At 66.8% G+C, this 25580-nt stretch carries 22 protein-coding genes; 6 read left to right on the top strand and 16 right to left on the bottom strand.

The genetic code is table 11. From position 1 onward, the window contains the following. The first annotated feature begins 26 nt into the window (after positions 1 to 26). From ACSHZY_RS12545 to ACSHZY_RS12520, 6 genes are read left to right on the top strand one after another with little or no spacing between them, the layout of a single operon-like run. Positions 27 to 917, top strand: a complete 891-nt coding sequence (locus ACSHZY_RS12545) for an ABC transporter permease (RefSeq protein ID WP_435169594.1) — start codon at positions 27 to 29, stop codon at positions 915 to 917. Beyond that, the gene (locus ACSHZY_RS12540; protein WP_435169592.1) at positions 914 to 1759 is read left to right on the top strand and encodes an ABC transporter permease; all 846 of its coding nucleotides are present in this window, start codon (positions 914 to 916) and stop codon (positions 1757 to 1759) included. Before ACSHZY_RS12545 ends, ACSHZY_RS12540 begins: the two co-directional genes overlap by 4 nt. A 60-nt stretch (positions 1760 to 1819) precedes the next feature. Further along, entirely contained in the window at positions 1820 to 2494 is a 675-nt protein-coding gene (locus tag ACSHZY_RS12535; protein ID WP_435169590.1) for a type 1 glutamine amidotransferase, read from the top strand. A gap of 3 nt (positions 2495 to 2497) precedes the next feature. Further along, entirely contained in the window at positions 2498 to 3853 is a 1356-nt protein-coding gene (locus tag ACSHZY_RS12530) for a glutamine synthetase family protein (RefSeq protein WP_435169588.1), read from the top strand. After that, on the top strand, positions 3850 to 5121 hold the full coding sequence (locus tag ACSHZY_RS12525; RefSeq protein WP_435169587.1) for an NAD(P)/FAD-dependent oxidoreductase: 1272 nt from the start codon (positions 3850 to 3852) through the stop codon (positions 5119 to 5121). The genes ACSHZY_RS12530 and ACSHZY_RS12525 overlap by 4 nt, the downstream gene beginning before the upstream one ends. Before the next feature lie 56 nt (positions 5122 to 5177). Then, positions 5178 to 6545, top strand: a complete 1368-nt coding sequence (locus ACSHZY_RS12520) for an aminotransferase (protein WP_435169586.1) — start codon at positions 5178 to 5180, stop codon at positions 6543 to 6545. Here ACSHZY_RS12520 and recN read toward each other — a convergent pair. The 16 genes from recN to ACSHZY_RS12440 form a co-directional block, all read right to left on the bottom strand. Then, complete coding sequence (gene recN, locus ACSHZY_RS12515; RefSeq protein ID WP_435169585.1) at positions 6542 to 8185, bottom strand: DNA repair protein RecN; 1644 nt, start codon at positions 8183 to 8185, stop codon at positions 6542 to 6544. The genes ACSHZY_RS12520 and recN overlap by 4 nt on opposite strands. 21 nt (positions 8186 to 8206) lie before the next feature. Next, positions 8207 to 9046 carry an outer membrane protein assembly factor BamD gene (locus tag ACSHZY_RS12510; RefSeq protein WP_435169583.1) on the bottom strand — a complete coding sequence of 280 codons (840 nt, stop codon included), beginning with the start codon at positions 9044 to 9046 and terminating at the stop codon, positions 8207 to 8209. Between the two features lie 96 nt (positions 9047 to 9142). Then, complete coding sequence (gene lpxC / locus ACSHZY_RS12505) at positions 9143 to 10063, bottom strand: UDP-3-O-acyl-N-acetylglucosamine deacetylase (protein WP_435169581.1); 921 nt, start codon at positions 10061 to 10063, stop codon at positions 9143 to 9145. A gap of 184 nt (positions 10064 to 10247) precedes the next feature. Continuing rightward, positions 10248 to 11858 (bottom strand): cell division protein FtsZ, encoded by a 1611-nt coding sequence (ftsZ, locus tag ACSHZY_RS12500; RefSeq protein ID WP_435169579.1) that lies wholly within the window; start codon positions 11856 to 11858, stop codon positions 10248 to 10250. 176 nt (positions 11859 to 12034) lie between these two features. Then, entirely contained in the window at positions 12035 to 13369 is a 1335-nt protein-coding gene (gene ftsA, locus ACSHZY_RS12495) for a cell division protein FtsA (protein WP_435169577.1), read from the bottom strand. Positions 13370 to 13380: 11 nt separating this feature from the next. Then, complete coding sequence (locus ACSHZY_RS12490; RefSeq protein ID WP_435169575.1) at positions 13381 to 14196, bottom strand: cell division protein FtsQ/DivIB; 816 nt, start codon at positions 14194 to 14196, stop codon at positions 13381 to 13383. A gap of 35 nt (positions 14197 to 14231) precedes the next feature. Then, positions 14232 to 15155 (bottom strand): D-alanine--D-alanine ligase, encoded by a 924-nt coding sequence (locus ACSHZY_RS12485; protein WP_435169574.1) that lies wholly within the window; start codon positions 15153 to 15155, stop codon positions 14232 to 14234. Between the two features lie 45 nt (positions 15156 to 15200). Further along, positions 15201 to 16121 (bottom strand): UDP-N-acetylmuramate dehydrogenase, encoded by a 921-nt coding sequence (murB, locus tag ACSHZY_RS12480; RefSeq protein WP_435169572.1) that lies wholly within the window; start codon positions 16119 to 16121, stop codon positions 15201 to 15203. Then, positions 16118 to 16348, bottom strand: a complete 231-nt coding sequence (locus ACSHZY_RS12475) for a DUF2484 family protein (protein WP_435169570.1) — start codon at positions 16346 to 16348, stop codon at positions 16118 to 16120. Before ACSHZY_RS12475 ends, murB begins: the two co-directional genes overlap by 4 nt. After that, positions 16345 to 17739 carry a UDP-N-acetylmuramate--L-alanine ligase gene (murC, locus tag ACSHZY_RS12470; protein WP_435169568.1) on the bottom strand — a complete coding sequence of 465 codons (1395 nt, stop codon included), beginning with the start codon at positions 17737 to 17739 and terminating at the stop codon, positions 16345 to 16347. The genes ACSHZY_RS12475 and murC overlap by 4 nt, the downstream gene beginning before the upstream one ends. Continuing rightward, complete coding sequence (gene murG / locus ACSHZY_RS12465) at positions 17736 to 18833, bottom strand: undecaprenyldiphospho-muramoylpentapeptide beta-N-acetylglucosaminyltransferase (protein ID WP_435169566.1); 1098 nt, start codon at positions 18831 to 18833, stop codon at positions 17736 to 17738. Before murG ends, murC begins: the two co-directional genes overlap by 4 nt. After that, positions 18833 to 19999 carry a peptidoglycan glycosyltransferase FtsW gene (locus tag ACSHZY_RS12460; RefSeq protein ID WP_435169564.1) on the bottom strand — a complete coding sequence of 389 codons (1167 nt, stop codon included), beginning with the start codon at positions 19997 to 19999 and terminating at the stop codon, positions 18833 to 18835. Before ACSHZY_RS12460 ends, murG begins: the two co-directional genes overlap by 1 nt. Positions 20000 to 20084: 85 nt before the next feature. After that, positions 20085 to 21482, bottom strand: coding sequence for a UDP-N-acetylmuramoyl-L-alanine--D-glutamate ligase (murD, locus tag ACSHZY_RS12455; protein WP_435169562.1), 1398 nt, complete (start codon positions 21480 to 21482; stop codon positions 20085 to 20087). A 52-nt stretch (positions 21483 to 21534) separates the two neighbouring features. After that, the gene (gene mraY / locus ACSHZY_RS12450) at positions 21535 to 22614 is read right to left on the bottom strand and encodes a phospho-N-acetylmuramoyl-pentapeptide-transferase (protein ID WP_435169560.1); all 1080 of its coding nucleotides are present in this window, start codon (positions 22612 to 22614) and stop codon (positions 21535 to 21537) included. Continuing rightward, entirely contained in the window at positions 22614 to 24047 is a 1434-nt protein-coding gene (locus ACSHZY_RS12445) for a UDP-N-acetylmuramoyl-tripeptide--D-alanyl-D-alanine ligase (protein WP_435169558.1), read from the bottom strand. Before ACSHZY_RS12445 ends, mraY begins: the two co-directional genes overlap by 1 nt. Before the next feature lie 61 nt (positions 24048 to 24108). Then, entirely contained in the window at positions 24109 to 25578 is a 1470-nt protein-coding gene (locus ACSHZY_RS12440; protein WP_435169556.1) for a UDP-N-acetylmuramoyl-L-alanyl-D-glutamate--2,6-diaminopimelate ligase, read from the bottom strand. Between the last annotated feature and the right edge of the window lie 2 nt (positions 25579 to 25580).

Raw genomic sequence — 25580 nt, 5'->3', positions numbered from 1 at the left:
CGCGGCATCCCCGCGCCCCGACCCCGATGTTCGCATATTGCGCTGATCCCAAATCGCTGGAAGGTCTGACCTGGCTGTCGTGCTACCTCACGACGGGCACGCATCTGTCGTTCTATGCCTCGTTCCTGACCGTTCTGGTGCTGCTGGGGGTGACGGCGCCCATCGCGCTGGCCTTCGGCTTTGGCGGCGCGATGGCCTCCCGTTCGGGGGCCGCGCCTCTGCGCTGGCTGGGCAAGGGCTACATGGCGATGGTGCGCGGCGTGCCGGACATCGTGTTCTTCCTGTTCTTCGTGATCGCGCTGGATCAGGGGATCGAGTGGCTGATCCATCAGGCCCGCTGCCCCGACTGGACCGACCCGATCCGCACCGGGCTGGAATTCCGCGTCTGCCCGCAGGCCAAGATGCCCCCGAATTCCGCCCCGCAAATCATCCACCAGATCTATGGCTTCGCCCTGGCTGTCGTGACCTTTGCGCTGGTCTTCGGCGCCTTTGCCGCCAACGTCCTGTCGGGCGCGATGAAGGCCGTTCCCCGCGCGCAGATCGAAACGGCGGAAAGCTATGGCATGACCCAGCGGCAGGTCTTCCGCCGCATCCTCGTGCCGCAGATGTGGATCTATGCCCTGCCGGGCCTGTCCAACCTGTGGCTGGTCCTGATCAAGGCGACGCCGCTGCTGTTTCTTCTGGGCGTGCAGGACATCGTCTACTGGGCGCGGGAACTGGGGGGATCCAAGACCTCCACCTACACCTATGCGCACCCCGACTGGCGGCTGTGGTACTTCCTGGGCCTTCTGGTCTTCTACCTGCTGATGACGGCGCTGTCCGAACGTGTGCTGGGGCGGCTGGAACGGCGGCTCAGCCGCGGGCAGGCCACCGCCTCGGGTGAGGCCCAGCGCCGCGAAGGGGGCCAGACCGCATGACCTGCGTTGAAACGATCCAGGCCTATGCCTTCCGCTCCCTCGGCCTTGGCGAACGGCTTCTGCCGCGCGAAGGGTATGACCTGTGCCAGCAGTTCACGCTGATCGGGTCCGGCCTGATCTGGAACGTGTATTTCGCCGTGATCGCACTGGCGCTGGGCTTCTTTCTGGCCGTGGCACTGGCGCTGGGCAAGGATTCGCGCAGCGTCTGGATCCGCAAACCCAGCGACTGGTTCGTCTTCGTGTTCCGCGGCTCGCCGCTTTTCATCCAGTTCTTCGTGGCCTACCAGCTTCTGGTTCTGCTGCCGGGCGACGGGATCCGCGTCCCGCTGGGGTTATTCGACCTGCACATCGGCACCGACTGGATGACGCGGGCTTGGGCGGGGGCGGCGCTGGTCCTGTTCTTCAACACCGCCGCCTACACTGCGGAAATCTTCCTCGGCGCCCTCCGCTCCATCCCCAGGGGGGATCTGGAGGCAGCGGACGCCTACGGCATCAGCGGCTGGTCGCGCTTCCGCCGCATCCGCTTCCCCACGATGATGCGGCTGGCCTGGCCCGCCTACACGAACGAGGCGATCTTCCTGTTCCACGCCACGACGCTCGTGTTCTTTTCCGGCTTCCCGGCGTTCCAGCAGCGGGGCGACGCGCTGTATTATGCCAGCTATTTCGCGGGGCGGACGTTCAACCCCTTCGTGCCCTATCCCATCGTGGCCTTCTATTTCATCTGCCTGACCCTGCTTCTGACATGGGCGTTTTCGCGGATCGGCCGCCGGCTGAACCGTCACCTGCCCTCCAACGAGCGCGCCCGCCGCAAGCCGCGCTTCTTGCCGCAGATCATCCGGTAGGCCCGTCTCGACATGCTCCGACCGGCTGGCTAGGGTGGCCCGAGACAAGGACGGACATTCATGCGGATCGGCATATTGCAGACGGGCGACGCGCCCAAGGATCTTCAGGCGGACCACGGGGATTACCCCGACATGTTCGAACGGTTGCTGGACGGCTACGGCTTTGCCTTCCGCACCTGGCGGGTCGTGGACCTCGCCTTCCCGCTGGACGAGGAACAGGCGGATGGCTGGCTCATCACCGGCTCGCGCCATGGGGTGTATGAGGATCACGCCTTCATCCCCCCGCTGGAAGCGCTGATCCGCGACGCCTATGCCGCGCATGTGCCGATGGTGGGCATCTGCTTTGGCCACCAGATCATCGCCAAGGCGCTGGGCGGCCGGGTGGAGAAGTTTGCCGGCGGCTGGTCCGTCGGCGCCACCCCCTACCGCTTCGCCGACGAGACGATGACCCTGAACGCCTGGCATCAGGATCAGGTCGTGGAAGCGCCCGAGGGGGCGGAAATCCTCGCCACCTCGGACTTCTGCACGAACGCGGCGCTGGTCTATGACGACCGCGCACTGACCATCCAGGCGCATCCCGAGTTTCCGGACCGCTTCATCGACGGCCTGATCCGCACCCGCGGCGATGTGGTGCCGGAACCGCTCTTGCAGCAGGCTCGGGCCCGCATGGGCCAGCCGAACGACTCCGAGCGGATCGCCGAGCGGATCGCCCAATTCTTCCTGCAACCGAGGTAGCCCATGTCCGACTGGACCGATCAGATCCCGCAAGCGGCACGCGACTACATCGCCAACCGCCGCTTGGACGAGGTAGAGTGCATCGTTTCGGACATCGCCGGCGTGGCGCGGGGCAAGGCGATGCCGGCCTCGAAATTCTCGAAGCAGAGCAGCTTTTTCCTCCCGAACTCCATCTTCCTGCAGACCATCACCGGCGAATGGGCGGATAACCCCATCGGTTCGTTCACCGAACCGGACATGATCCTGTATCCCGACTATTCGACCGCGACCGCCGCCCCGTGGACGGCGGACGTGACCCTGCAGGTCATCCATGACGCCGTGAACCAGTCGGGCGAACCGGTCGGCACCGCCCCGCGCAACGTGCTGAAGCGGATCGTGCAGCTTTACGCCGACCAAGGCTGGAAGCCGATCGTCGCGCCCGAGATGGAGTTCTTCCTGACCGCGCGCAACATCGACCCGAACATGCCGGTCATGCCGCCCATGGGCCGTTCGGGCCGCCGCGCCGCCGGCCGTCAGGCCTATTCCATGAGCGCGGTCGACGAATACGGCAAGGTCATTGACGACATCTACGACTTTGCCGAGCTTCAGGGCTTCGAGATCGACGGCATCCTTCAGGAGGGTGGCGCCGGTCAGGTGGAGATCAACCTGGCGCACGGCGATCCGGTAAAGCTGGCGGACGAGATCTTCTTCTTCAAGCGCCTGATCCGCGAGGCCGCCCTTCGTCACGACTGCTTTGCCACGTTCATGGCCAAGCCGATCGAGGGGGAGCCGGGCAGCGCCATGCACATCCACCATTCGGTCACCGACATCACGAGCGGGAAGAACATCTTCTCGGACGCCGGGGGCAGCGAAACGGACCAGTTCCTGCACTTCATCGCCGGCATGCAGAACCACCTGCCCGCCGCGGTGGCCCTTCTGGCGCCCTATGTGAACAGCTATCGTCGCTATGTTCCGGACTTCGCCGCGCCGATCAACCTCGAATGGGGCCGCGACAACCGCACCACGGGCCTGCGCATCCCCATCTCCTCGGCCGAGGCGCGACGGCTGGAAAACCGGCTGGCCGGGATGGACTGCAATCCCTACCTCGGCATCGCCGCCTCGCTTGCCTGCGGCTATCTGGGGCTGATGGAAAAGAAGATGCCACGCTCCGAATGCATCGGCAGCGCGTACATGAGCGAGACGGACCTGCCTTACAACCTCGGCGACGCGCTGGACCTGCTGGAGGAGAACACGGCCCTGCGCGAGGTGATGGGCGAGGAATTCTGCAAGTATTACGACGCCGTGAAGCGCAACGAGTACAAGGAGTTCCTGCAGGTCATCTCTCCCTGGGAGCGCGAACATCTGCTGCTGAACGTATGAACCTTCTGACCGCCAACGACCGCCCGGGCGAATACCCGGCCAGCTATTACGCGGCGACCGCCATCCCCCTTGCCCCCTTCCCCGAATTGCAGGGCGCGGTGCGGGCCGATGTCTGCATCGTGGGCGGCGGCTACAGCGGGCTGTCGGCGGCGCTGCATCTGGCCGAACGCGGATTTGACGTGGTGGTGCTGGAAGCGCATCGCGTGGGCTTCGGCGCCTCAGGGCGGAACGGCGGTCAGGTGGGGTCCGGCCAACGGCTGGAGCAGGATGATCTGGAGGCGATGGTCGGCCGCACCGACGCCCGCCGCCTGTGGGATCTGGGACAAGAAGCGAAGGCGCTGGTGCGCGACCTGATCGACCGGCATGCCATGCCCGTCACCTTCCGCCCCGGCATCGCCCACGCCGCCCGCACCAAGGCCGAGGTCGCCCATTCCCACGCCTATGCCGAAAAGCTGGCGCGGGATTACGACTACGACCAGGTACAGCCGCTGGATGCGGGCGAACTCTCCTCCCTGCTGGGCACGGACCGGTTTCTGGGCGGCGACATCGACCGGGGTGCGGGCAGCATCCATCCGCTGAACTTCGCCCTTGGTCTGGCCCGCGCGGCCAAAGCGCGGATTTTCGAACGCAGCACGGTCACTCGGATCGACGGCACCACCGTCCACACCGACAGGGGCCGCGTGCGGGCGGATCACGTGATCCTCGCCTGTGGCGGCTATCTGGGCGGGTTGGAGCCGCAGGTCGCGGCGCGGGTCATGCCCATCAACAACTTCATCGTCGCGACCGAACCGCTGCGCGGGCTGATGGCCCCCATCGCCGCCCATGACACGAAATTCGTCGTGAATTACTGGCGGATGAGCGAGGACAACCGCCTGCTGTTCGGCGGCGGCGAAAGCTACGGCTACCGTTTTCCCCACAACATCGTCGAGACGGTCCGCAAGCCGATGCGGGAGGTGTATCCCCAACTGAAGGACGTGCGGATCGATTACGCTTGGGGTGGCACGCTGTCGATCACGATGAACCGCATGCCCTGCTTCCGCCGCGTGGCGCCGAACGTGCTGTCCGTGTCGGGCTATTCCGGCCATGGTGTCGCGCTGGCGACCTTGGCCGGTCGGATACTGGCCGAAGCCGTGGCCGGTCAGGCCGAACGCTTCGACCTGATGGCCGGCCTGCCGCAGCCCCGTTTTCCCGGCGGCCCGGCGCTGCGCAGCCCCCTGCTGGCGCTCGCGATGACGTGGTACGCGATGCGGGATCGGCTGGGCGTCTGAGATGGACAGCCCCCGGTGCCACGGCTAGGCTGGCCCCAACCTCAAGGAGCCTCCCCATGCGTGACACTGCCCCGAACAGTTGGGACGCCCGCGCCGAAAGCGCGTCGTTCTACGGTTTCACCGACCTGCCTACCATCGCAGAACGGGGCACCGTCGTGCTGACGCATGGCGACGGGCCTTACGTCCACGACACGAACGGCAAGCGATATTTCGATTCGAACTCTGGCCTGTGGAACATGGTGGCGGGCTTCAACCACCCCAAGCTGGCCGAGGCGGCGAAGGCCCAGTACGACCGCTTCCCCGGCTATCATTCGCTGTTCGGCCGTATGTCGGACCAGACCGTGATGCTGTCCGAAACCCTGATCGAAGTGTCGCCCTATGCCCACGGAAAGGTGTTCTACACCAATTCCGGGTCGGAGGCGAACGACACCATGGTCAAGATGCTCTGGTTCCTCGGCGCATCCGAAGGCCAGCCGCAGCGCCGCAAGATCATCACCCGCTGGAACAGCTATCACGGGGTGACGGCGGTGGCGGCGTCGATGACGGGCAAGCCCTACAACTCGGTCTTCGGGCTGCCGCTGCCGGGCTTTCTCCATGTCGGCTCGCCCCACTACTGGCGCTTCGGGCAAGAAGGGGAGACGGAGGCCCAATTCACGCAACGGCTTGCGCGCGAACTGGAGGCAACCATCATCAAGGAAGGCCCGGACACCATCGCGGGCTTCTTTGCCGAACCGATCATCGGCGCGGGTGGGGTCATCCCGCCCTCGGAAGGCTATTTCCAGGCGGTTCAGGCCGTTCTGAAGAAATACGGCATCCCGCTGATCGCGGATGAGGTGATCACCGGCTTCGGGCGCACGGGCAACCTTTGGGGCTGCCAGACATATGATTTCGTGCCTGACGCCATCATCGCCTCCAAGGCCATGACGGCGGGCTATTTCCCGATGGGCGCGATCCTGCTGGGTCCGGATCTGGCGGACCGGCTGCAGGATGCCTCGAACGCGATCGAGGAGTTTCCCCACGGATTCACCGCCTCCGGCCACCCGGTCGGATGTGCGATCGCGCTGGCGGCCATCGATCTGGTCGTGAACGGCGGGCTGGCGGAAAACGTCCGCGCCTTGACCCCGAAGTTCGAAGCGGGACTGGCCCAGTTGGCGGAAAACCCGAACATCGGCGAATGGCGGGGCAAGGGCCTGATGGCCGCGCTGGAGGCCGTGCAGGACAAGGCCACGAAGACCCCCTTCCCCGGCACCCTGTCGGTCAGCGAGCGGATCGCCAACACCTGCACCGATCACGGCCTGATCTGCCGTCCGCTGGGGCAAAGCATCGTGCTGTGCCCGCCCTTCATCTGCACCGAAGCGCATCTGGACGAGATGTTCGAGAAGCTGGACGCCGCGCTGAAGAAGGTCTTCGCCGAAATCGTCTAACCGGCCAGCAGGTCGCGCGCCGCTTCGCGCGCGGCCTCGGTGATGGTGTCGCCGGCAAGCATCCGGCCCACCTCCTCCACCCGCTGATCGGTGGTCAGGCCCACCACAGTGGAGGTGGTCATCCCGTCGCGCACCCGCTTTTCCACGCGCCAGTGATGCGCGCCCAAGGCCGCCACCTGCGCCGAGTGCGTCACAACCAGAACCTGACCCCCTTCGGCCAAGGCGCGCAACCGCCGCCCGACCGCGTTCGCCGTCGCTCCGCCCACGCCCCGGTCGATCTCGTCGAAGATCATGGTGATGTCGCGAGAATCGCCTGTCAGGCAGACCTTCAACGCCAGAAGGAAGCGCGAAAGTTCGCCACCCGAAGCGATCTTGTTCAATGGACCAGGAGGCGCGCCGGGGTTCGTCGCCACCGTGAAGGCCACGGCATCGGCGCCTTCCGGGCCGGCGTCGGCTTGCGTCACCAGCGTTTCGAACACGGCGCGTTCCATCTTCAGCGGCGCGAGTTCCGCCGCCATCGCCTTGTCCAGCCGCACGGCGGCCTTACGGCGGGCGCTGGTCAGGGCCTCCGCCTCGCGGCGATAGGTCAGTTCGGCTTCGGTGACGGCGCTGCGCAGGCCGGCGATGTCACGCTCCCCCCCGTCCAGCGCGGCCAGACGGCGGCGCAGGCCTTCGGCGAAATCGCCCAGCTCATCCGCCAAGACGCCGTGCTTACGGGCCATGGCGCGGATGGCGAACAAGCGTTCTTCCAGCGACTCCAGTTCGTTCGGGTCGAAGTCGAGCCCTCTCAAGCAATCCTCGACCCCTTGCTGCGCGTCACCCAACTCGACCATGACGCGACCAAGGGCGGCCAGCGCCGCGTCCAGCCGACCTTCGGCACGGTCCGAAGCGCCCTCCAGCCAGCGCGTCGCGTCCGTCAGCAAACCCTCCACCCCCTGATCGGACAGGGCGCTGTGGGCCCGCGCGATGTCGTCGCGGATACGTTCCGCCCCCTGCATGGCGCGGCGGCGGGTGTCGAGGCTCGCTTCCTCGCCCGGCTGGGGGTCCAGCTTGTCCAGTTCGCCCACGGCGTGGCGCAGGAAGTCTTCCTCGGCGCGGATGCTGTCCAAGGCGGCCTCCGCCTCCATCAACCTGCGGCGCGCGGCGCCCAGATCGGTCCAGGCGCGGCGGGCGCGGCCGGTGTCCAGCGCCCCGAAGGCGTCCAGCATCAGGCGGTGCCCGCGGGGGTTCAGCAGGCCACGGTCGTCATGCTGGCCGTGCAGTTCCACCAGCGCATCCGACAAGGCGCGCAGCACCTCGCCCGACACGCGGCGGTCGTTGACCCAGGCGGTCTTGCGGCCGTCGCTGTGGTTCACGCGGCGCAGGATCAGCTCATCCTCCGCCCGGATTCCGGCCTCGTCCAGCACGGCGCGCGCGGCGTGCGACGGCGGCAGGTCGAACACGGCCGTCACCTCGCCCGTGTCGGCGCCGGCGCGGACCAGTTCCGCCCGCCCCCGCCATCCCAGCACGAAGCCCAGCGAATCGAGAAGGATCGACTTCCCCGCCCCGGTTTCCCCGGTCAGCACGTTCAGCCCCGGCTGGAACGCCAGCGAAAGCCTCTCGATGATGAGCATGTCACGAATGTCGAGCGAGCGAAGCATGAGGCCCCTGCGTGGAGGAGGTTACAGCCACTCACCCCGAATGGTCTGCCGATAGATCGAAGACAGCCAGCTATCGCCCGTGACCTTCGGATCAAGACCACGGCCCGTCAGAAGACGGTACGCGTCGTCATAGAAGGGCGACGAGCGGTAGTTGTAGCCAAGGATCGCGCCGGCCGTCTGCGCCTCGGCGGTCAGGCCCAGACCCAGATAGGCCTCCACCAGACGCTCCAGCGCCTCCGGCGTGTGGCTGGTGGTCTGGTACTGTTCCACCACGGCGCGGAAGCGGTTCACGGCGGCGGTGTAGTTGCGGCTTTTCAGATAGAAGCGGCCGATCTCCATTTCCTTCGCCGCCAATTGGTCAAAGGCGACGTCGAACTGAAGGACGGCCTGGCGCGCATATGGGCTGTCAGGATAGTTCTCGATCACCTTGCGCAGTTCCTGCAGCGCCTGGAACGTCAGGCCCTGATCGCGACCCACCTCGTCGATCTGGTCGTAATAGGACAGCGCCAGCAGGTATTGCGCATAGGCCGCATCCTGATCCGCCGGATAGAAGTCGAGGAAGCGCTGCGCCGCCCCGCGCGCGTCCTCATACTCCTTCGCCTGGTGATACGCGTAGGCCTGCATGATCAGCGAGCGCTTGGCGTATTGAGTGTAGGGAAACCGGCGTTCGACTTCGGAGAAGGACTTGATGGCCTGTTCAGGCTTGTCGGCGGCCAGTTGCTCCTCGCCGCGGCTGAAGATCTGCGGCGCCGTCATGGTTTCAAGTTCGCGGTCGGCACGATCTTGCCGTGCGCATCCCGCCAGCAGGCCCACAACCACAACGGCACCGAGGATCTGTCTGCCCGACTTCCAGCCTGTCATCTTCTGCCTGTCCTCGTGCTGTCACCGCGTCGCGCCTTGAAAGGACACGTCTTTCGCTGGTCCTAGCATAGAAAAATCCGGGTGGCAAAACGCCTTTCAGGCGACGGCGGGCAGATCGGCGCGCACCACGCCCATGCCCGGAAGCTTCAATCCGGTCATGGGGCCGCACTCCACCATCTTCCAGGCGTCGCGGCGGGCGAACAGGGCGCGCAGCAGGCGATTCGTCATCGCATGGCCCGCGCGGGTGCCGGTGTAGCGGCCAAGTATCGGCCCCCCCGCCAGCGCCAGATCGCCCAGCGCGTCCAGCATCTTGTGGCGCACGGGTTCGTCAGCGTGACGCAGGCCACCGGGGCTGAGAACGCGGTCCCCGTCGAACACCACGGCGTTGTCCATCGTGCCACCCAAAGCCAGACCATTGGCACGCATCGCGTCCACATCCGCCTTGCGGCAGAAGGTGCGGCTGTCCGAAAGTTCCCGCACGAAGGCGCCGTTGGACATGTTCAGGTGCTTTTCCTGATGCCCGATGGCCTGTTCGGCAAAGTCGATGCTGAAGTTGATTTCCAGCATCTCCGACGGCTCCAGACGCGCCACGGCGGCGCCGTCCTGCACTTCGACCGCTTGCAGGATGCGGATGGCGCGCACCGGCACCATCTGTTCGCGCAGGCCCGCGGCGAGGAAACGCTCCACGAACATGGCGGCGGAACCGTCGAGGATCGGAACTTCCGGGCCATCAATCTCCACCAACGCGTTGTGGATGCCACAGCCGGCCAGGGCGGCCATGATGTGTTCGACGGTGGAAACGCTGACCCCTTCCGGGTTTTCCACCAGCGTGCACAGCTTCGACGGGATCACCGCATCCCAGCGCGCCGGGATGAGCGTGTCGCCCGAGGTGAGGTCCGTGCGGCGGAACCAGATGCCGTAATCGGCCGAAGCCGGACGAACGATCATGCGAACAGCACGCCCGGTGTGGAGACCCAGACCGGTGAAGCTGACGGCAGATTTCAGCGTGCGTTGCATGACGTGACCTTTCTTCATTCCTGCCACAACGGGTTGCGGCACAACGTTTAATTAAGAAATGATCGGGCGGTTCTCAATTCACTCTTTGTGACGCTGTGTGACATGAAGTGTCACATAGTTAACATATTGACCTAAAACGAAAAAACCCGGCCAGTGGCCGGGTTCCCGCGATCATGTGAAAGGTTCAGTTTGCCTGCCGCCGCAGGAAAGCCGGGATTTCGATCCGCTCCTGATCGGGACTCGCTTCCGGCTCTTCCTCATAGGCGACCTGTTGCTGGGCGCGGGGCTGAGGACGCGGTTCGTGCTGTTCACCATGGCCAGCCATGCGATTGATCAGCGAACCGATGCCGAAGCGGGGTTTTTCCGCTGGCGGCGCAGGGCGCGGGGCCGGTTGCGCGGCGGGCTGTGCGGCACGCTGCTGCGGACCGGGGGTCCCGCGGGGCGGCGCCTTCTGCACGGCGGCGGCCAGACGGGCCAGCGTTTCCGGCGACGGCGTGCCGGGCTGACCGGTGGTAGGACGGGCGCGAGGCGCGACGAAGCTGGAGGCGTCGTTCTGCACCTGCGGGGCCGCACGCTGCACGCGCGGCTGCGGCGCCGGGGCCTGAGCCGCCGGTTGCGGACGATAAGCCGGCGGCGGCACGTCATCCGCTTCGGGCATCATGTCATCCTGGGGCTGTTCGAACACGGCGCGCTGCACCGGCTGGGGTGCGGGTTGCGGTGCCGGCGCGGGACGTGCGGCGACGGGGGCCGGACGCTCCTCCACCTTGGGGGCGGACTGGGTCAGCGGCTGGGACAGCGGGCGGCGGGCTGGAGCCGGCTCTTCCTGCGGTTTCGCCTCGATCCCGGTAGCGACGACGGACACGCGCAGGCGCCCTTCCATCGTTGTGTCCAGGGTGGAGCCGACGATGATGTTCGCGTCGGGATCGACCTGCGTGCGGATCGCCTCGGCGGCCTCGTCCAGTTCGAACAGCGTCAGGTCGTATCCGCCGGTGATGTTGATCAGGACGCCCTTGGCGCCTTTCAGGCTGACTTCGTCCAGCAGCGGGTTGGCGATCGCCTTCTCGGCGGCCAGCTTCGCGCGGTCGTCACCCTCGGCCTCGCCCGTGCCCATCATGGCCTTGCCCATCTCGTCCATCACGGCGCGCACGTCCGCGAAGTCGAGATTGATGAGACCCGGACGCACCATCAGGTCCGTCACGCCTTTCACGCCCTGGTACAGGACGTCGTCGGCCATGGCGAAGGCTTCGGTGAAGGTGGTGCGGTCGTTGGCCAGACGGAACAGGTTCTGGTTCGGAATGATGATCAGCGTGTCCACGACCTTCTGGAGGGCTTCGATCCCTTCGTTGGCCTGGCGCATACGCTTGTTGCCTTCGAACTGGAAGGGCTTCGTCACGACGCCCACCGTCAGCACGCCCAGTTCACGCGCGGCCTGCGCGATGATCGGGGCCGCGCCGGTGCCGGTGCCGCCGCCCATGCCGGCCGTGATGAAGCACATGTGCGCGCCGGCCAGGTGGTCGATGATCTCCTCGATCGTTTCCTCGGCGGCGGCGGCGCCGACGGAGGGACGCGCGCCCGCGCCCAGACCTTCGGTGACCTTCATGCCCATCTGGATCTTGGCCGTGGCGTTGCTTTGCTGCAGCGCCTGGGCGTCGGTGTTCGCAACCACGAACTCCACGCCTTCCAGCATTTTCTCGATCATGTTGTTGACGGCGTTGCCGCCCGCACCACCTACGCCAAACACGGTAATGCGCGGCTTCAGTTCTTCCTGTTGGTCGTTCATCAAGGTGAGACGCATGACTTTCCGCCTGTGTTCAGTGTTCGCGGCACCATTCGAGGGTGCCTGTTCGATGCTTTGTGGCCGATCCTAGACTTTGACACGCCCAACGTCACCCGAAAAAGCGGCAACGTCCACGATCCGTCCTTGAAATACGCGGTGTCGGCGGCATCTTGCCGCCGCTGCCGCAAAGGATCTTACCAGTTCTCCCGGAACCAGCGGATCGCCTTTTTGAAGGACCGTGCGGGGTAACGTTCGCTCGGAATCTCGAAGTCCCACCATTCGTCCTGCGGGTGCGCCGCGAACAGGCACAACCCTACCGCCGAGGCGAAGGCCGGACCCGTGATCGCCTGCGGCAGACCCTGCACGCGCAGCGGCCGGCCCAGACGGACGCGCTGGCCGAGGATGCGCGCGGCCAGCCCGTCCAGCCCCGGCACCTGGCTGGCGCCGCCCGTCAGCACGATCTGCTGGCTGGGCAGGTGATCGAAGCCCGCCGCGTCCAGCCGGGCGCGCACCTCTTCCAGGATCTCCTCCACGCGCGGGCGCATGATGCCGATCAGCTCCGTCCGACTGACGGTGCGGCTGTCCTTGTCCCAGTCGCCCGTGTCGGCCCCGATGGAGATCATCTCGCGGTCGTCGATGCCGGTGGCATAGACGCCGCCATGGGTGGCCTTGATCTTTTCCGCCTGCGCCAGCGGGATCTGCAGACCCTTGGAGATGTCCAGCGTCACGTGATCGCCGCCCATCCGGACGCAATCCGAATAGATCATGTGCTTCTTGATGAAGATGGAGATGCCGGTGGACCCGCCGCCCATGTCGATGCAGGCCGCACCCAGTTCCTGCTCATCCTCCACCAGGCTGGACACGCCCGCGACATAGGCCGAGGACGCGATACCGGCCAGTTCCAGATCACAGCGCTTGATGCAATAGAGCAGGTTCTGGATCGTGCTCGCATCCACGGACAGCATGTGCATGTCGCAGGCCAGCCGGTTGCCGATCTGCCCGCGCGGGTCGCCAAGGCCAGTGCGATGGTCCAGCGCGAAGTTTACGGGCTGGGCGTGCATCACCTCGCGTCCTACGCCGATGTCGGGCACGTCGCAGGCCGACAGCACACGGGCCACGTCCTGTTCCGTCACGACGGAGTCCTGCAACTCCCACTCCCCCGCCAGGCCATAGCTGCGCGGCTCCCCGCCCGAGAAGGTGGCGATGACGTGGTCCACGCGCACATTGGCCATCTTCTGCGCGCCCTGGACCGCGGTCCGAATAGCCCGCTCCGTTTCGTTCATGACGCTGATCTCGCCAAAGCGGACGCCACGCGAACGGGTCGTGGCGGCACCGATCACGCGGAACTGGCTTTGGCCGGCCATCGAACCCACACCGTCCTGATCACGCAAACGGTCCGGACCGTCGAAGCGCAGGATCAGGCAGGCGATCTTCGTCGAACCGACGTCCAGAATGGCGATCACGCCCCTCTGAATGGCGGCGCGGCGCATGTTCCGCATGGCACGTTGGGACTGGTAAAGATCGGTCATCGGCGCCCTCGTCAATCCTGGCCACGCGCGGCCTGACGCTCGGCCACCGCATGGGGCGAGAGTCGGAGCACGGGGCGTTCTTTCAGTCGAAAATCAATGGTGGTCACGTCGCGCGCCAACAGATCCTGCGCCTTGTCCAGCGCCAGGATCCGTTCCAGCGCCGCGACAGGCTGATCCACCGGCAACAGGATGCGCTGCCCGCGATCCAGCACGATGTCCCAGCGGCGCTCCCCCATCCGCACGAAACCGCGCACGCGCGGCATGATCGGGGCGGCTGCGGTCATCAGCTCCGCCGCCTCGGGCATGGCCATGTTCGCGCCGCGCCCCGCGATCAGCGGCAGGTCGGACCGGTCGTTCCGCTCCCCCACCAGCATGACGCGGTGGCCGGTGGCGTCCAGAAGCTCCACGTTCGGGCCGGAGCGCCAGACGGCCACGGGCACGCGTTCGGTCACATGCGCGGTCAGAACACCGCCCGCTTCCACGCGCAGATCCACATCCTGCACGGCGTCCAGTTCCAGCACGCGGTCGCGCAACCCCGCCAGATCCAGATCGAACGAGCTTTGCGGCAGGTTCAGGTCGATCATGCGGCGGATACCCTCGGCCAGCATAGGCGAGGCGCCGTCCACGCGGAACAGGTTGACCATGAATTCAGGACGCTGCTGGACAGACTCCACCAGTCCGGCAAACGAGGCCGCGATGGCCGCCCGCCGATCGGCGCTGCCCAGCACGATCAGCAGGATCAGCACCAGCACCAGAAGCGGCAGACCGAAGCGCAGCATCTTGCGGTAGATCGGCGTCAGCATCATCCGCTGCAGGCGGTAAGCCATACGGCTTGGCGCCGGGTCGCGGTGCGGCGGACGGCTCATCGATTGCACGACGCGTCCCTCACCAGCCAGTCGCACAGGTTGGCAAAGGACATTCCGCAATGCGCCGCCTGTTCGGGCGAAAGCGAGGTGGAGGTCATGCCCGGCTGGGTGTTGGTTTCCAGAAGCACCAGACCGTCCAGGCCGCGCGCCTCGTCCCAACGGAAGTCGGTCCGGCTGAGGCCGCGGCAGCCCAACGCTTCATGGGCGCGCAGGGCATAGGTCCTGCAGGCCGCCTCGATCTCGGCCGGGATCTGCGCGGGGACCACATGCTGCGACCCGCCGGTGGTGTATTTCGCGTCATAGTCGTACCAGCCGGTGGTCATGATGTCCGTCACGCACAGGGCGCGGTCGCCCAGCACGCTGACTGTCATCTCCCGTCCCGGGGCATAGGTTTCCACCATGACGGTGGCGGGCATCGCGTCGGACAGCTTCGGCGGGGCATTGGCCGCCTCGTGCACGATGTAGACGCCGACGGAGGAGCCTTCGTTGTTCGGCTTCACCACGTAGGGTGGCGGCAGGACATGCTCCGCCTCCACCCGCTCCCGCTCGGCGATGACACTTTCGACGACCGGCAGGCCAGCGGCACGGTAGGCGTCCTTCGCACGGGTCTTGTCCATGGCAAGGGCCGAGGCGAGGACGCCGGAATGGGTGTAGGGAATGCGCATCCATTCAAGGATGCCCTGAACGCATCCGTCTTCGCCCCAGCGGCCGTGAAGGGCGTTGAACACCACGTCGGGGGCGATCTGGATCAGGCGTGCGGAAAGATCCGGGCCGGCATCAAGCTCGACCACCTCATATCCTGCTTCCCGCAGGGCTGCCGCGCATGCGCGCCCGGAGACAAGAGACACCTCGCGTTCGGCCGAGGGGCCACCCATCAAAACGGCAACCTTGCGGATTGTCCTGCCAGACATGCCCGCCATTTCACTGCCTCTGGTCCCAACCGTTAACCGGCTGTTAATTCTTCGTTATTTTTCAGCGGATTCTCCGACCCGCATGATTTCCCACTCTAATGCAAGACCAGAGGTTTCGGAAACCCTCTTTCTGACCAGTTCGCCCAGATTCTCCAGATCGGCGGCGGTGGCCCCCCCCATATTGATCAGAAAGTTGGAATGTTTCACGCTCATCTGCGCTCCACCCAGGGTTGCGCCACGCATTCCGGCGTCGTCGATGACCTTCCACGCCTTCAACTCGTGCGAATCGTCCGCGCGGCCGGTGGAGGAGTGGCCCACCGGATTGCGAAAGGTGGAACCGGCGCTGCGGTCCTTCGTGGGCTGGCTTTCGTCGCGCTTGGCCAGCTGGTCGGCCATCCGCGCGGCCAAGGCTTCGGGGTCCGCTGCCCCGGCGCGGAACACGGCCTGCGTCACGACCCAGCCATCGGGAATGTCGGACTGGCGATAGCGCAGGTTCAGTTCGGCGGCGGGGATCGTCACGACCTTCCCGGCCCGCGTGACAGCCCGCACCTCTTCCAGATGATGGGAAACGTAGCTGCCATAGCAGCCCGCGTTCATTCTCACCGCGCCGCCGATGCTGCCGGGTATGGTGCGCAAAAAGGTCAGGTCGCGGCCCGCTTCGGCGGCCCTGCGGGCCACATGCGCGTCCAGCGCGGCGGCACCGGCAATCACGCGGTCGCCGTCCACCCGAATTTCATTGAAGGCGCGCCCCAGACGGATCACAACGGCCCGCAATCCCCCGTCGCGCACGATCAGGTTCGATCCCACGCCCATCGGGAACACGGCCACCGTGTCCGGAAGGTTGGACAGGAGGCTCGCCAGATCCTCCTCGTCCGCGGGTTGGAACAGCCAGTCCGCCGGTCCGCCGACGCGCAGCCAGGTGAGGTCGGCCATAGGCCGGTTGGCGGTCATGGTCCCGCGCACGTCCGGCATCATTCCACCGCCCTCCTCGCACGCGCGCGCACGGTGCGGAACGGGGTCCGCAGCAGCGTCAGCGCGACGGCCATCGCCACGAAGCCCCAAAGCGGGCCCGCCTGCCATGTGACCAGACCCAGCATCGGTATTCCCGTCAGCGTCAGCAGCCATCCGATTCCCGCCCTCGGCCGTGTCCGAAGAACGAAGGCGCACAGGAACCATAACGCGACCGGAAGGGCGACGATCATCCAAGCCTCCCCGGAAGGGCGTTCGCCCAGGCCGAGATGGTGCCCGCGCCAAGGCAGACGACCATGTCCCCCGGACGCGCCTGTTCGCGGACCAGCCGCTCCAGATCATCCTCGGACAGGATGGCGCGCGCGTGGCGGTGACCATGCGCGATCAGGCCGGCCACCAGATCATCGCGGCCCGCACCCTCGATCGGCTCCTCGCCCGCTGCGTAGATGTCGGCGATGGCGACCACGTCCGCCTCGTTGAAGCAGGTGCAGAAATCCTCGAACAGGCTGTGCAGACGGGAATAACGGTGGGGCTGGTGGACGGCAATCACGCGGCCCTTCGTGGCCTGACGCGCGGCCTTGAGGACGGCCGTGATCTCCACCGGATGGTGGCCGTAATCGTCGATGATGGTGACGCCACCGACCTCCCCCACCTTGGTGAAGCGGCGGTTGACGCCGCCAAAGGCGGCCAGCGCCTCGCGGATCTCGGCCCGTTTCATGCCCAGATGGCGGGCCACGGCCACGGCGGCCAAGGCGTTCGACACGTTATGATCGCCCGGCATCGGCAGGGTGCAGCCCTCGATCACCGTCCCCTCGGCCTGAAGCGCCACGTCGAAATGCGCGATGCCGTTTTCATAGCGCAGGTTGATCGCCCGGATATCGGCCTGCGCGTTGAAGCCAAAGGTCACGATGCGGCGGTCCGTCACCCGCCCGACCAGCGCCTGAACCTCGGGATGGTCGGTGCAGCAGACGGCCAGACCATAGAACGGCACGTTCGACACGAAATCGTGGAAGCCCTTTCGCAGCGCGTCGAAGCTGCCCCAATGCTCCATATGCTCGGGGTCGATGTTGGTCACGATGGCGATGGTTGCAGGCAGGCGGTTGAACGAACCGTCGCTCTCATCCGCCTCCACCACCATCCACTCCCCCGCCCCGGCCCGAGCGTTGGAGCCATAGGCGTGGATCACGCCGCCATTGATGACTGTGGGGTCGAAGCCGCCCTTGTCCAGCAGCGTCGCCACCATCGTTGTGGTCGTCGTTTTTCCATGCGTGCCCGCGACCGCAATGTTGGACCGCAGGCGCATCAGTTCGGCCAGCATCTCGGCCCGTCGGACGACGGGAAGCTGGCGACGGCGCGCCTCCTCCAGCTCCGGATTGCCCTTCTTGATGGCAGAGGAGATGACGACCACGGCCGCCTCGCCGATGTTCTCGGCCCGCTGGCCTTCGAAGAAAGTCGCCCCCAGGCCCACCAGCCGCTCGGTGATCTTCGACGCCTTCGCGTCCGACCCCTGCACAGAATAGCCCAGCGTCATCAGAACCTCGGCGATGCCGGACATGCCGATGCCACCGATGCCGACGAAATGGATGGGGCCGAGTTCTCCCGGCAGCTTGGTTGCAGCGTTCATTTGGTCCTCAGGGCTTCCACCACCTCGACCAGCCGCTCGGTGGCATCGGGCCGGCCCAGCGCAAGCGCATTGGCGGCCATGCGGCGCGCGGCCTCCGGCTGGTTCAGGATGGCGGTGATGTGTTCGGAAAGGGTGATGGCGTCAAGCTGCGCTTCGGGCAGGATCGACGCCGCCTGCCCCTGCACCAGCGGCCGCGCGTTGGCGGTCTGATGGTCACCCGCCGCCGCGGCAAAGGGGATCAGGATCGACGGACGGCCAATCACGGTGATGTCCGCGATGGAACTTGCACCCGAGCGGGAGATCACGAGCTGCGCCTGCGCGATGCGCTGCGGCACGTCGTCGAAGAAGGGACGGACCTCCGCCTCGATCGCGCTGTCGCGATAGGTGCGGATGACGGCCTCGGCATCCTCGGCCCGGGCCTGGTGGCTGATGCGCAGGCGTTCGCGCAGGGCCCGCGGCAGGCGGCCAAAGGCGTCCGGCACGATCTTCGACAACACGCGGGCGCCTTGGCTGCCGCCGATCACCAGCACCTGCAGGATCCCCTCGGGCGCCGCATAGGGGGCGGCCGCAAGGTCCAGCACGCTTTGACGCACGGGGTTGCCGGTGTGGATCGCCTTCACGCCCTTGGGCAAATCTGTCGGCCAGATGCCGCAGGCGACCTCGTTCACCTTCGGGGCGAAAATGCGGTTCACCCGCCCCGGCACGCCGTTCTGTTCATGGATCACGCGTGGCAGGTGCAACATCCCGGCCGCCGTCAGTGCGGGGATGGATGGATAGCCGCCAAAGCCGATCACCATCGCCGGGCGGTCCCGGCGCATGGCGCGATACGCTGTCCAGACCCCCCGCGCGATGCGGAACGGAACACCCGCCTTCGCCAGCGTTCCACCACGGGCAAAGGTGGCCGAGGCCACCTGTTCCACCGCCACCGCAGCCGGGAACCCGCCGGCATAGCGGGCGCCGCGTTCATCGGTGGAAAGTTTGACGCGCCAGCCCTTGGCGATCATCGCCTCGGCCAGCGCCTGTGCGGGAAACATATGCCCGCCGGTCCCCCCCGCCGCGATGAGCAGGAGGGGGCTTTCCGGTGTCGCGTCCATCAACGGCTCCGCTTAAACAGGATGTCGCCGATTTCGCCCTGCGGGCGGGTGCGGGTCAGGGCCAGCAGCATGCCCACGGTGATCCCGGCCGCGATGACCGACGATCCGCCATAGCTGACAAAGGGCAGCGTCATCCCCTTGGCGGGCAGCAGGCGCACTGCCACCCCCATGTTGATGATCGCCTGCACGCCGAAGATGCAGGCCAATCCCGTGCCCGCCAGCCGGATGAAGGGATCGCGTTCGCGCATCAGGCGGAACAGGCTGCGCACCACAACCGTGGCGTACAGCGCGATGATGCAGAGGACGAGGATCAACCCGTATTCCTCGGCCGCGACAGCGATGATGAAGTCGGTATGCGCATCGGGCAGCGACCATTTCACCTGCCCCTCGCCCACGCCGACGCCGAAGAACCCGCCTTCGATGATCGCGTTCGCCGCGTAACCCAGCTGGGTCCGCGGGTCGAGTTCGGGGTTCAGGAACCCGTCGATACGCCGGGCGAAGTGTTCGGAGCTTTCATAGAACAGCGTGCCCGCGAAGGCGATCGCCCCCATGAAGCTGAGGATCAGCACCATCGGCGCACCGGCCACGAAGTAGATCACGCTCCACCCGAACAGGATCAGGGCGGTCTGGCCGAAGTCGGGCTGCATGGACAGGAAGCCCGCGATGACGATCAGCAGCACGAAGCTGATGCGCTTGCCGGGCGGGCCGTTGATCTCCTGCCCCGCGGCCATCAGCCAGCCGGCCACGATGATGAAGCCGGGCTTCAGGAATTCCGACGGCTGGAATGATGCGAAGCCAAGGCTGTACCACCGGATCGCGCCCTTGCCGAAATCCGTCCCGGCAAAGGGCAGGAAGACCAGCGCGACAAAGGACAGGGCGAACCCGAGGACACCCAGACGACGCACCATGTCGGGTGACATCATGGAAATGGTCACCATCGCGACCATCGCCATGCCGCCGAAGAACATCTGACGTTCCACGTAATAGAATTGCGGCAGCCCGTTGCGTGTCGCCAGCGGAACCGACGCCGCCAGCGCCAGAAGCAGCCCCAGCCCGAACAGCACGAAGATGGAGGTCAGGGACCACTTGTCGATGGTCCGCCACCAACGGGGAAGAACCGGCTCCGACGCCCGTGCGGGAATCGCGCCATGAACCATTTCTGTCATGGAAACTGCCTGTCACTGCCATGCCCGGTTTTCCGGGTCTGTGACAAAGCGTAGCGCATGCCTTGGCGTCTGACCAGCGGAAACCTTAGCCCAGCGCGGCCACGAGGGCGGTGAAATGCTCACCCCGCTTTTCGAAATTCGGATACTGGTCGAAGCTTGCGGCGGCGGGGGCCAGAAGGACCACGTCGCCCGGCTCAGCCTCGGCCGCCGCACGCTCGACGGCGCGTTCCATGGTTTCGCAGATCTCGTGCGGGGTGCCGCCCAGCTGCAGCGCGAAGTCGCGCGCGGAATGGCCGATTAAGTAAGCCTTCACCACCGATCCCAGATGCGGCTGAAGCGCCGCGATGCCCCCGTCCTTGCCCATGCCGCCCGCGATCCAGCGGATGCGCCCGAAGGCCTGCAGGGCCTTGGCCGCGCTGTCCACGTTCGTCGCCTTGGAATCGTTCACGAATCGCACGTCGCCGCGTTCGCCCACAAGCTGGCTGCGATGCGGCAGGCCCGCGAACGAGGCCAGAGCCGCCTCGATCTGGCGGGGGTTCAGGCCCAGTGTCCGCGCGGCGGCATAGGCCGCGCAGGCGTTCTGATGGTTGTGCGATCCGGGCAGCCCCGTCATCCCCCGCAGGTCGACCGAGGCGACCTGCCGCCCCCGGCGCCACTCGCTCAGGAACCCCTTGCGGGCCGACACGGACCAGCCGAACCCTTCCAGCTTTCCTTCGACCGAGATGCGGATCACGCGGTCATCCTCGGGGGCGACGGACAGTTGGTTCGCAAGGAAGCGGCCCTCCATCTCGTCCACGCCGATGACGCAGCGGTCTGGCCCGCCTTGCGTGAACAGCCGTCGCTTGGCCGCGAAATAGCCGCCCATGCCGCCATGCCGGTCCAGATGGTCCGGCGACAGGTTGGTGAAGACCGCAACATCCGGCGTCAGCGCGCGGGCAAGTTCGGTCTGGTAGCTGGACAGTTCCAGCACGATCACCTCACCATCCTGCGCGGGGTCCAGATCCAGCACGCCGCGGCCGATGTTGCCGGCCATCTGCACGGGGCGGCCGGCCTCCTCCACGATGTGGTGGATCAGGGCGGTGGTGGTGGACTTGCCGTTCGATCCCGTGACGCAGATCACCTTCGGCATCTGGTCGAACGCGTCCCAGTCCTTGGTCGCGAAGGACCGGAAGAACAGGCCGATGTCGTTGTCCACCGGCACGCCCAGTTCCAGCGCGCGGGCGATGACCTTGTTCGGCGTGGGATAGAGATGCGGGATGCCGGGGCTGACGATCAGCACCGCCACATCGTCGAAGGCGGAGTTGCGGGTCAGGTCGAAGGGGGTGAACCCCTCCCCTTCCGCGCGGGCGCGGGCCTCGGGGCTGTCGTCCCAGACCAGCGGTTCCGCCCCGCCCGCGACCAGCGCGTGCGCTGTGGCAAGCCCCGACCGGCCCAGCCCCAGAACCGCGACCTTCCGCCCTGCATAGCCCTGAACCGGAATCATCTGATCACCCCTTCGCCATTTGCCCGCACCATGCGGCGACGGAAGGACGAGATCAACGCACCTTCAGGGTGGCCAGCCCGATCAGCGCGAGGATGAGCGAGATGATCCAGAAGCGGATGACGATCTGCGGCTCCGCCCAGCCCTTCTTTTCGAAGTGGTGGTGGATCGGGGCCATCAGGAACACGCGCTTGCCGGTCTTCTTGAAGTACAGGACCTGGATGATGACGGACAGCGCCTCCACCACGAAAAGGCCGCCGACGATGGCCCAGACGATCTCGTGTTTCGCGCAGACGGCGATGGCGCCCAGCGCCCCGCCCAGGGCCAGCGATCCCGTGTCGCCCATGAAGACGGCGGCGGGCGGCGCGTTGTACCACAGGAAGCCGAGGCCGCCGCCGATCAGGGCCGCGACGAAGATCAACAACTCCCCCGTGCCGGGGACATAGTGGATGCCCAGATAGGTCGTGAAGTCGACCCGGCCCACGGCATAGGCGATGGCGCCCAGCGTGCCCGACGCGATCATCACCGGCATGATGGCCAGCCCGTCCAGACCGTCGGTCAGGTTCACGGCGTTGGCCGAGCCCACGATCACCAGCATCCCGAACGGAATGAAGAAGATGCCGAGGTTGATCATCGTGCTGACAAAGGGCAGCGCCAGTTCGTTGGTCAACGCGTCCGGATGGAAATGAGCGGCCGCCAGCGTCGCCAGAAGCGCCGTCAGCAGGCCCAGCGCCATCCGCACCCGCCCCGACACGCCGGCCGTCGTCTGCTTCGTGACCTTGGCGTAATCGTCGGCAAAGCCGATCAGCCCGAAGGCCAGCGTCACCAGCAGCACGATCCAGACATAGGGGTTCGACAACTGCGCCCAAAGCAACGTCGACACCACCAGCGAGGTGAGGATCAGGAGCCCCCCCATTGTCGGCGTGCCGGCCTTGGAGAAGTGGGTCGTCGGGCCGTCGGCGCGGATCGGCTGGCCCTTCTTCTGCTTGATGCGCAGGAAGTTGATCAGCGGACGCCCGAACAGGAAGCCGAAGACCAGTGCCGTGAAGAACGCGCCCCCCGCCCGGAAGGTGATGTAGCGGAACAGGTTGAAGATATCCCCGCCGTCCGACAGTTGCGTAAGCAGAGAAAGCATCAGTCCGCCCCTTGTTCCAAAGAGTGCGTGCCCTGCCCCAGTTTGCGCAGCGCGTCAACCACGAGGCTGACCCTGATGCCCTTGGATCCTTTGACGAGCACGATGTCGCCGGCATCGACCAGCGTTCGCGCCTGCATGGCAAGATCCTGCGCATCGGCCACCCACTCCCCCCGCTGTCGGCGGGGAAGCGCTTCGTGCAACGCGCGCATGCGGGGACCGACGCAATGGATGCAATCATAGGCGGCGATGGCGGGGTGGTCCGCGATGGCGGCGTGCAGCGCGGCCTCCGTGTTCCCCAGTTCCAGCATGTCGCCCAGAACGGCGATGCGGCGGCCCTTGCCCACGCGGCCCATCCCGTCCTGCGGGCGCATCACCGCCACCAGATCAAGGCTGGCCGCGACCGAGGCGGGGTTCGCGTTGAACGCGTCGTCCACCAGATCGAAGAACAGGTCGTCCACCGGGTCCAGCACGATCCGTTCGCGGGTGCCGCGGCCGGCGGGCGGGCTCCACCGGCCCAGATCGGCGGCGGTCAGCGCGGGATCAAGGCCCAAGGCGTCCGCCACCGCCAGCACGCCCAGCCCGTTGATCGCGAAATGGCGGCCGGGGGTGGCGACCTTGAACAGCCGCTCCTGCCCCTCATGCGCGACGCGCACCACAGTCGCGAACTCGGTCGCCTGGATGTCACAGGCGCGGTAATTGCCGGTGGTGCCGAAGGTCTGCACGGCATGGCCCTGCGCGCCTTCCAGCAGCACGGGCGTCACCTCCAGATCGGCCGGCAGGACCGCCACGCCGTTCGCGCGCAGCCCTTCAAAGATCGCGGCCTTCTCGCGCGCGATCTCCTCCACATTGGCAAAGGCCGCCAGATGCGCGGGGGCGACGGTCGTGATCATCGCCACGTCCAGATCGGCCAGCCGCGCCAGCGGGGCGATCTCTCCGGGATGGTTCATCCCGATCTCGATCACGGCGAAATCCGCGTCGGCGGGCATGCGGGCCAGCGTCAGCGGCACGCCCCAGTGGTTGTTGTAGCTCGCCTCGGCCGCATGGACGCGGCCCTGCCCCGACAGGGCGGCCCGCAACATCTCCTTGGTGGAGGTCTTGCCGACCGACCCCGTGATCCCGATCACCTTCGCCTTCGTCCGCGCCCGTGCGGCGGCGCCCAGATCGCGCAAGGCCTGCAGCACGTCCGGCACCACCAGAAGCGAGCCTTCGGACGCACCTTCGGGCACGCGGGACACGAGTGCTGCGGCCGCGCCCCGGGCCAGCGCCGCTTCCACGAAATCATGGCCGTCCCGCACATCCGTCAGGGCCACGAACAGGTCGCCCGGTTTCAGGGTGCGGGTGTCGATGGACACGCCGGTGGCGTCCCATGCGCCGGTGCGGCCACCCGTGGCGGCCGCAGCCTCGGTGGAGGTCCAGAGCGGTGTATCGGTCATCAGCGTTGCAGCGGAACCGCGAGGTTCCGCGCCTTTCCTTGGGTTGAAGTCACGTGCGGGATCATATGACCCCATCCAGCGCCGCCACGGCGACGGAAGCCTGTTCGACATCGTCGAAGGGGAAGACATCACCGCGGATGACCTGCCCCGTTTCATGCCCCTTGCCCGCGATCAGAAGTGCGTCGCCCGAGCCCAGCGCATCGACGCCGCGCAGAATCGCCTCGGCCCGGTCGCCGACTTCCGTCGCCTCGGGGCAGGCTTCCAGGATCGCGGCACGGATCGTGGCCGGATCTTCGGAGCGCGGGTTGTCGTCGGTGACGATGCAGATGTCGGCATGTTTCGCGGCGGCCGCCCCCATCAGCGGACGCTTCGTGCGGTCACGGTCGCCGCCCGCGCCGAAGACGACGACGATGCGGCCCATCACATGCGGGCGCAGGGCTTTCAGCGCCGTCGCGATCGCGTCGGGCGTGTGGGCGTAGTCGACATAAACCGCCGCCCCGTTGCGGCGCGTGGCGGCCAGTTGCATCCGGCCGCGCACGCCGGTCAGGTCGGGCAGAACCTCGAACACCTCCCGCGCGGGGGCGCCAGCGCCGATGACAAGGCCGGCCGCGAGCGCGACGTTTTGTGCCTGGAAGCCGCCGATCAGGTTCAGGCGCACCTGATGGGCCGCGCCTTTCCAGTGCAGACGCAGCTCCTGCCCCGTGGCGTCGAAGCGCTGGGCGAGGATGCGCAGATCGGCCTTGTCCCCTGCCCCGACGCCCATCGTGGCGATGCCGCGTTCGGCGGCCAGACGGGCCACATCCATCCCGCGCGGATCGTCCAGATTGACGACCGCCACGCCTTCGGGCGGCAGAAGACGGGTGAACAGCCCGGCCTTGGCGTCGAAATACGCGTCGAACGTGCCGTGATAATCCAGATGGTCCTGCGTGAAGTTCGTGAACCCGGCTGCCTTCAGGTGCACCCCGTCCAGCCGGCGCTGGTCCAGCCCGTGCGAGGACGCCTCCATCGCGGCATGGGTGACGCCGGCCTGCGCGGCCTCGGCCAGCAGGCGGTGCAGGGTGATGGGTTCAGGCGTCGTGTGGGGCGACGGGGCGGTCCATGCCCCTTCCACGCCGGTGGTGCCGATGTTGATGGCCGCACGGCCGAGCAGCGCCCAGATCTGCCGCGCAAAGGTGGCGACGGAGGTCTTGCCGTTGGTGCCCGTCACCGCGACCATCGTCGCGGGTTGGGCCCCGAACCACAGGGCGGCGGACCCGGCCAGCGACTGGCGGGGATCCTCGGCCACGATCACCGCGACATCGACGGCCCCGATGCGGGCGGCCCCGGCCGCGTCGGTCAGGATGGCGACCGCCCCCTGCTCCACCGCCATGGGCACGTGATCCGCGCCATGGGCGTGGCTGCCAGGAAGGGCCGCGAACAGGAAGCCGTCGCGCACCTGGCGGCTGTCGGCGGCCAGTCCGGCGATCCGCGCTTCGCGGCCGCCGCGCGCGGTCAGGCCCAGATCGGCCAGGGATTTGGTCGGTCGTGCCATGC

It is taken from the genome of Falsirhodobacter sp. 1013, from assembly GCF_051195255.1.
In the GTDB taxonomy this organism is placed as follows: domain Bacteria; phylum Pseudomonadota; class Alphaproteobacteria; order Rhodobacterales; family Rhodobacteraceae; genus Falsirhodobacter.
Note: the sequence above shows the minus strand (reverse complement) of the source record. Positions and strands in the feature narration are given on the sequence as shown.

Bases quoted from the DNA above. Each gene is read 5' to 3' on its own strand.
- ACSHZY_RS12545 (WP_435169594.1), top strand. From the start codon at position 27: ATGTTCGCATATTGCGCTGATCCCAAATCGCTGGAAGGTCTGACCTGG.
- ACSHZY_RS12540 (WP_435169592.1), top strand. From the start codon at position 914: ATGACCTGCGTTGAAACGATCCAGGCCTATGCCTTCCGCTCCCTCGGC.
- ACSHZY_RS12535 (WP_435169590.1), top strand. From the start codon at position 1,820: ATGCGGATCGGCATATTGCAGACGGGCGACGCGCCCAAGGATCTTCAG.
- ACSHZY_RS12530 (WP_435169588.1), top strand. From the start codon at position 2,498: ATGTCCGACTGGACCGATCAGATCCCGCAAGCGGCACGCGACTACATC.
- ACSHZY_RS12525 (WP_435169587.1), top strand. From the start codon at position 3,850: ATGAACCTTCTGACCGCCAACGACCGCCCGGGCGAATACCCGGCCAGC.
- ACSHZY_RS12520 (WP_435169586.1), top strand. From the start codon at position 5,178: ATGCGTGACACTGCCCCGAACAGTTGGGACGCCCGCGCCGAAAGCGCG.
- recN (WP_435169585.1), bottom strand. From the start codon at position 8,185: ATGCTTCGCTCGCTCGACATTCGTGACATGCTCATCATCGAGAGGCTT.
- ACSHZY_RS12510 (WP_435169583.1), bottom strand. From the start codon at position 9,046: ATGACAGGCTGGAAGTCGGGCAGACAGATCCTCGGTGCCGTTGTGGTT.
- lpxC (WP_435169581.1), bottom strand. From the start codon at position 10,063: ATGCAACGCACGCTGAAATCTGCCGTCAGCTTCACCGGTCTGGGTCTC.
- ftsZ (WP_435169579.1), bottom strand. From the start codon at position 11,858: ATGCGTCTCACCTTGATGAACGACCAACAGGAAGAACTGAAGCCGCGC.
- ftsA (WP_435169577.1), bottom strand. From the start codon at position 13,369: ATGACCGATCTTTACCAGTCCCAACGTGCCATGCGGAACATGCGCCGC.
- ACSHZY_RS12490 (WP_435169575.1), bottom strand. From the start codon at position 14,196: ATGGCTTACCGCCTGCAGCGGATGATGCTGACGCCGATCTACCGCAAG.
- ACSHZY_RS12485 (WP_435169574.1), bottom strand. From the start codon at position 15,155: ATGGCGGGCATGTCTGGCAGGACAATCCGCAAGGTTGCCGTTTTGATG.
- murB (WP_435169572.1), bottom strand. From the start codon at position 16,121: ATGATGCCGGACGTGCGCGGGACCATGACCGCCAACCGGCCTATGGCC.
- ACSHZY_RS12475 (WP_435169570.1), bottom strand. From the start codon at position 16,348: ATGATCGTCGCCCTTCCGGTCGCGTTATGGTTCCTGTGCGCCTTCGTT.
- murC (WP_435169568.1), bottom strand. From the start codon at position 17,739: ATGAACGCTGCAACCAAGCTGCCGGGAGAACTCGGCCCCATCCATTTC.
- murG (WP_435169566.1), bottom strand. From the start codon at position 18,833: ATGGACGCGACACCGGAAAGCCCCCTCCTGCTCATCGCGGCGGGGGGG.
- ACSHZY_RS12460 (WP_435169564.1), bottom strand. From the start codon at position 19,999: ATGACAGAAATGGTTCATGGCGCGATTCCCGCACGGGCGTCGGAGCCG.
- murD (WP_435169562.1), bottom strand. From the start codon at position 21,482: ATGATTCCGGTTCAGGGCTATGCAGGGCGGAAGGTCGCGGTTCTGGGG.
- mraY (WP_435169560.1), bottom strand. From the start codon at position 22,614: ATGCTTTCTCTGCTTACGCAACTGTCGGACGGCGGGGATATCTTCAAC.
- ACSHZY_RS12445 (WP_435169558.1), bottom strand. From the start codon at position 24,047: ATGACCGATACACCGCTCTGGACCTCCACCGAGGCTGCGGCCGCCACG.
- ACSHZY_RS12440 (WP_435169556.1), bottom strand. From the start codon at position 25,578: ATGGCACGACCGACCAAATCCCTGGCCGATCTGGGCCTGACCGCGCGC.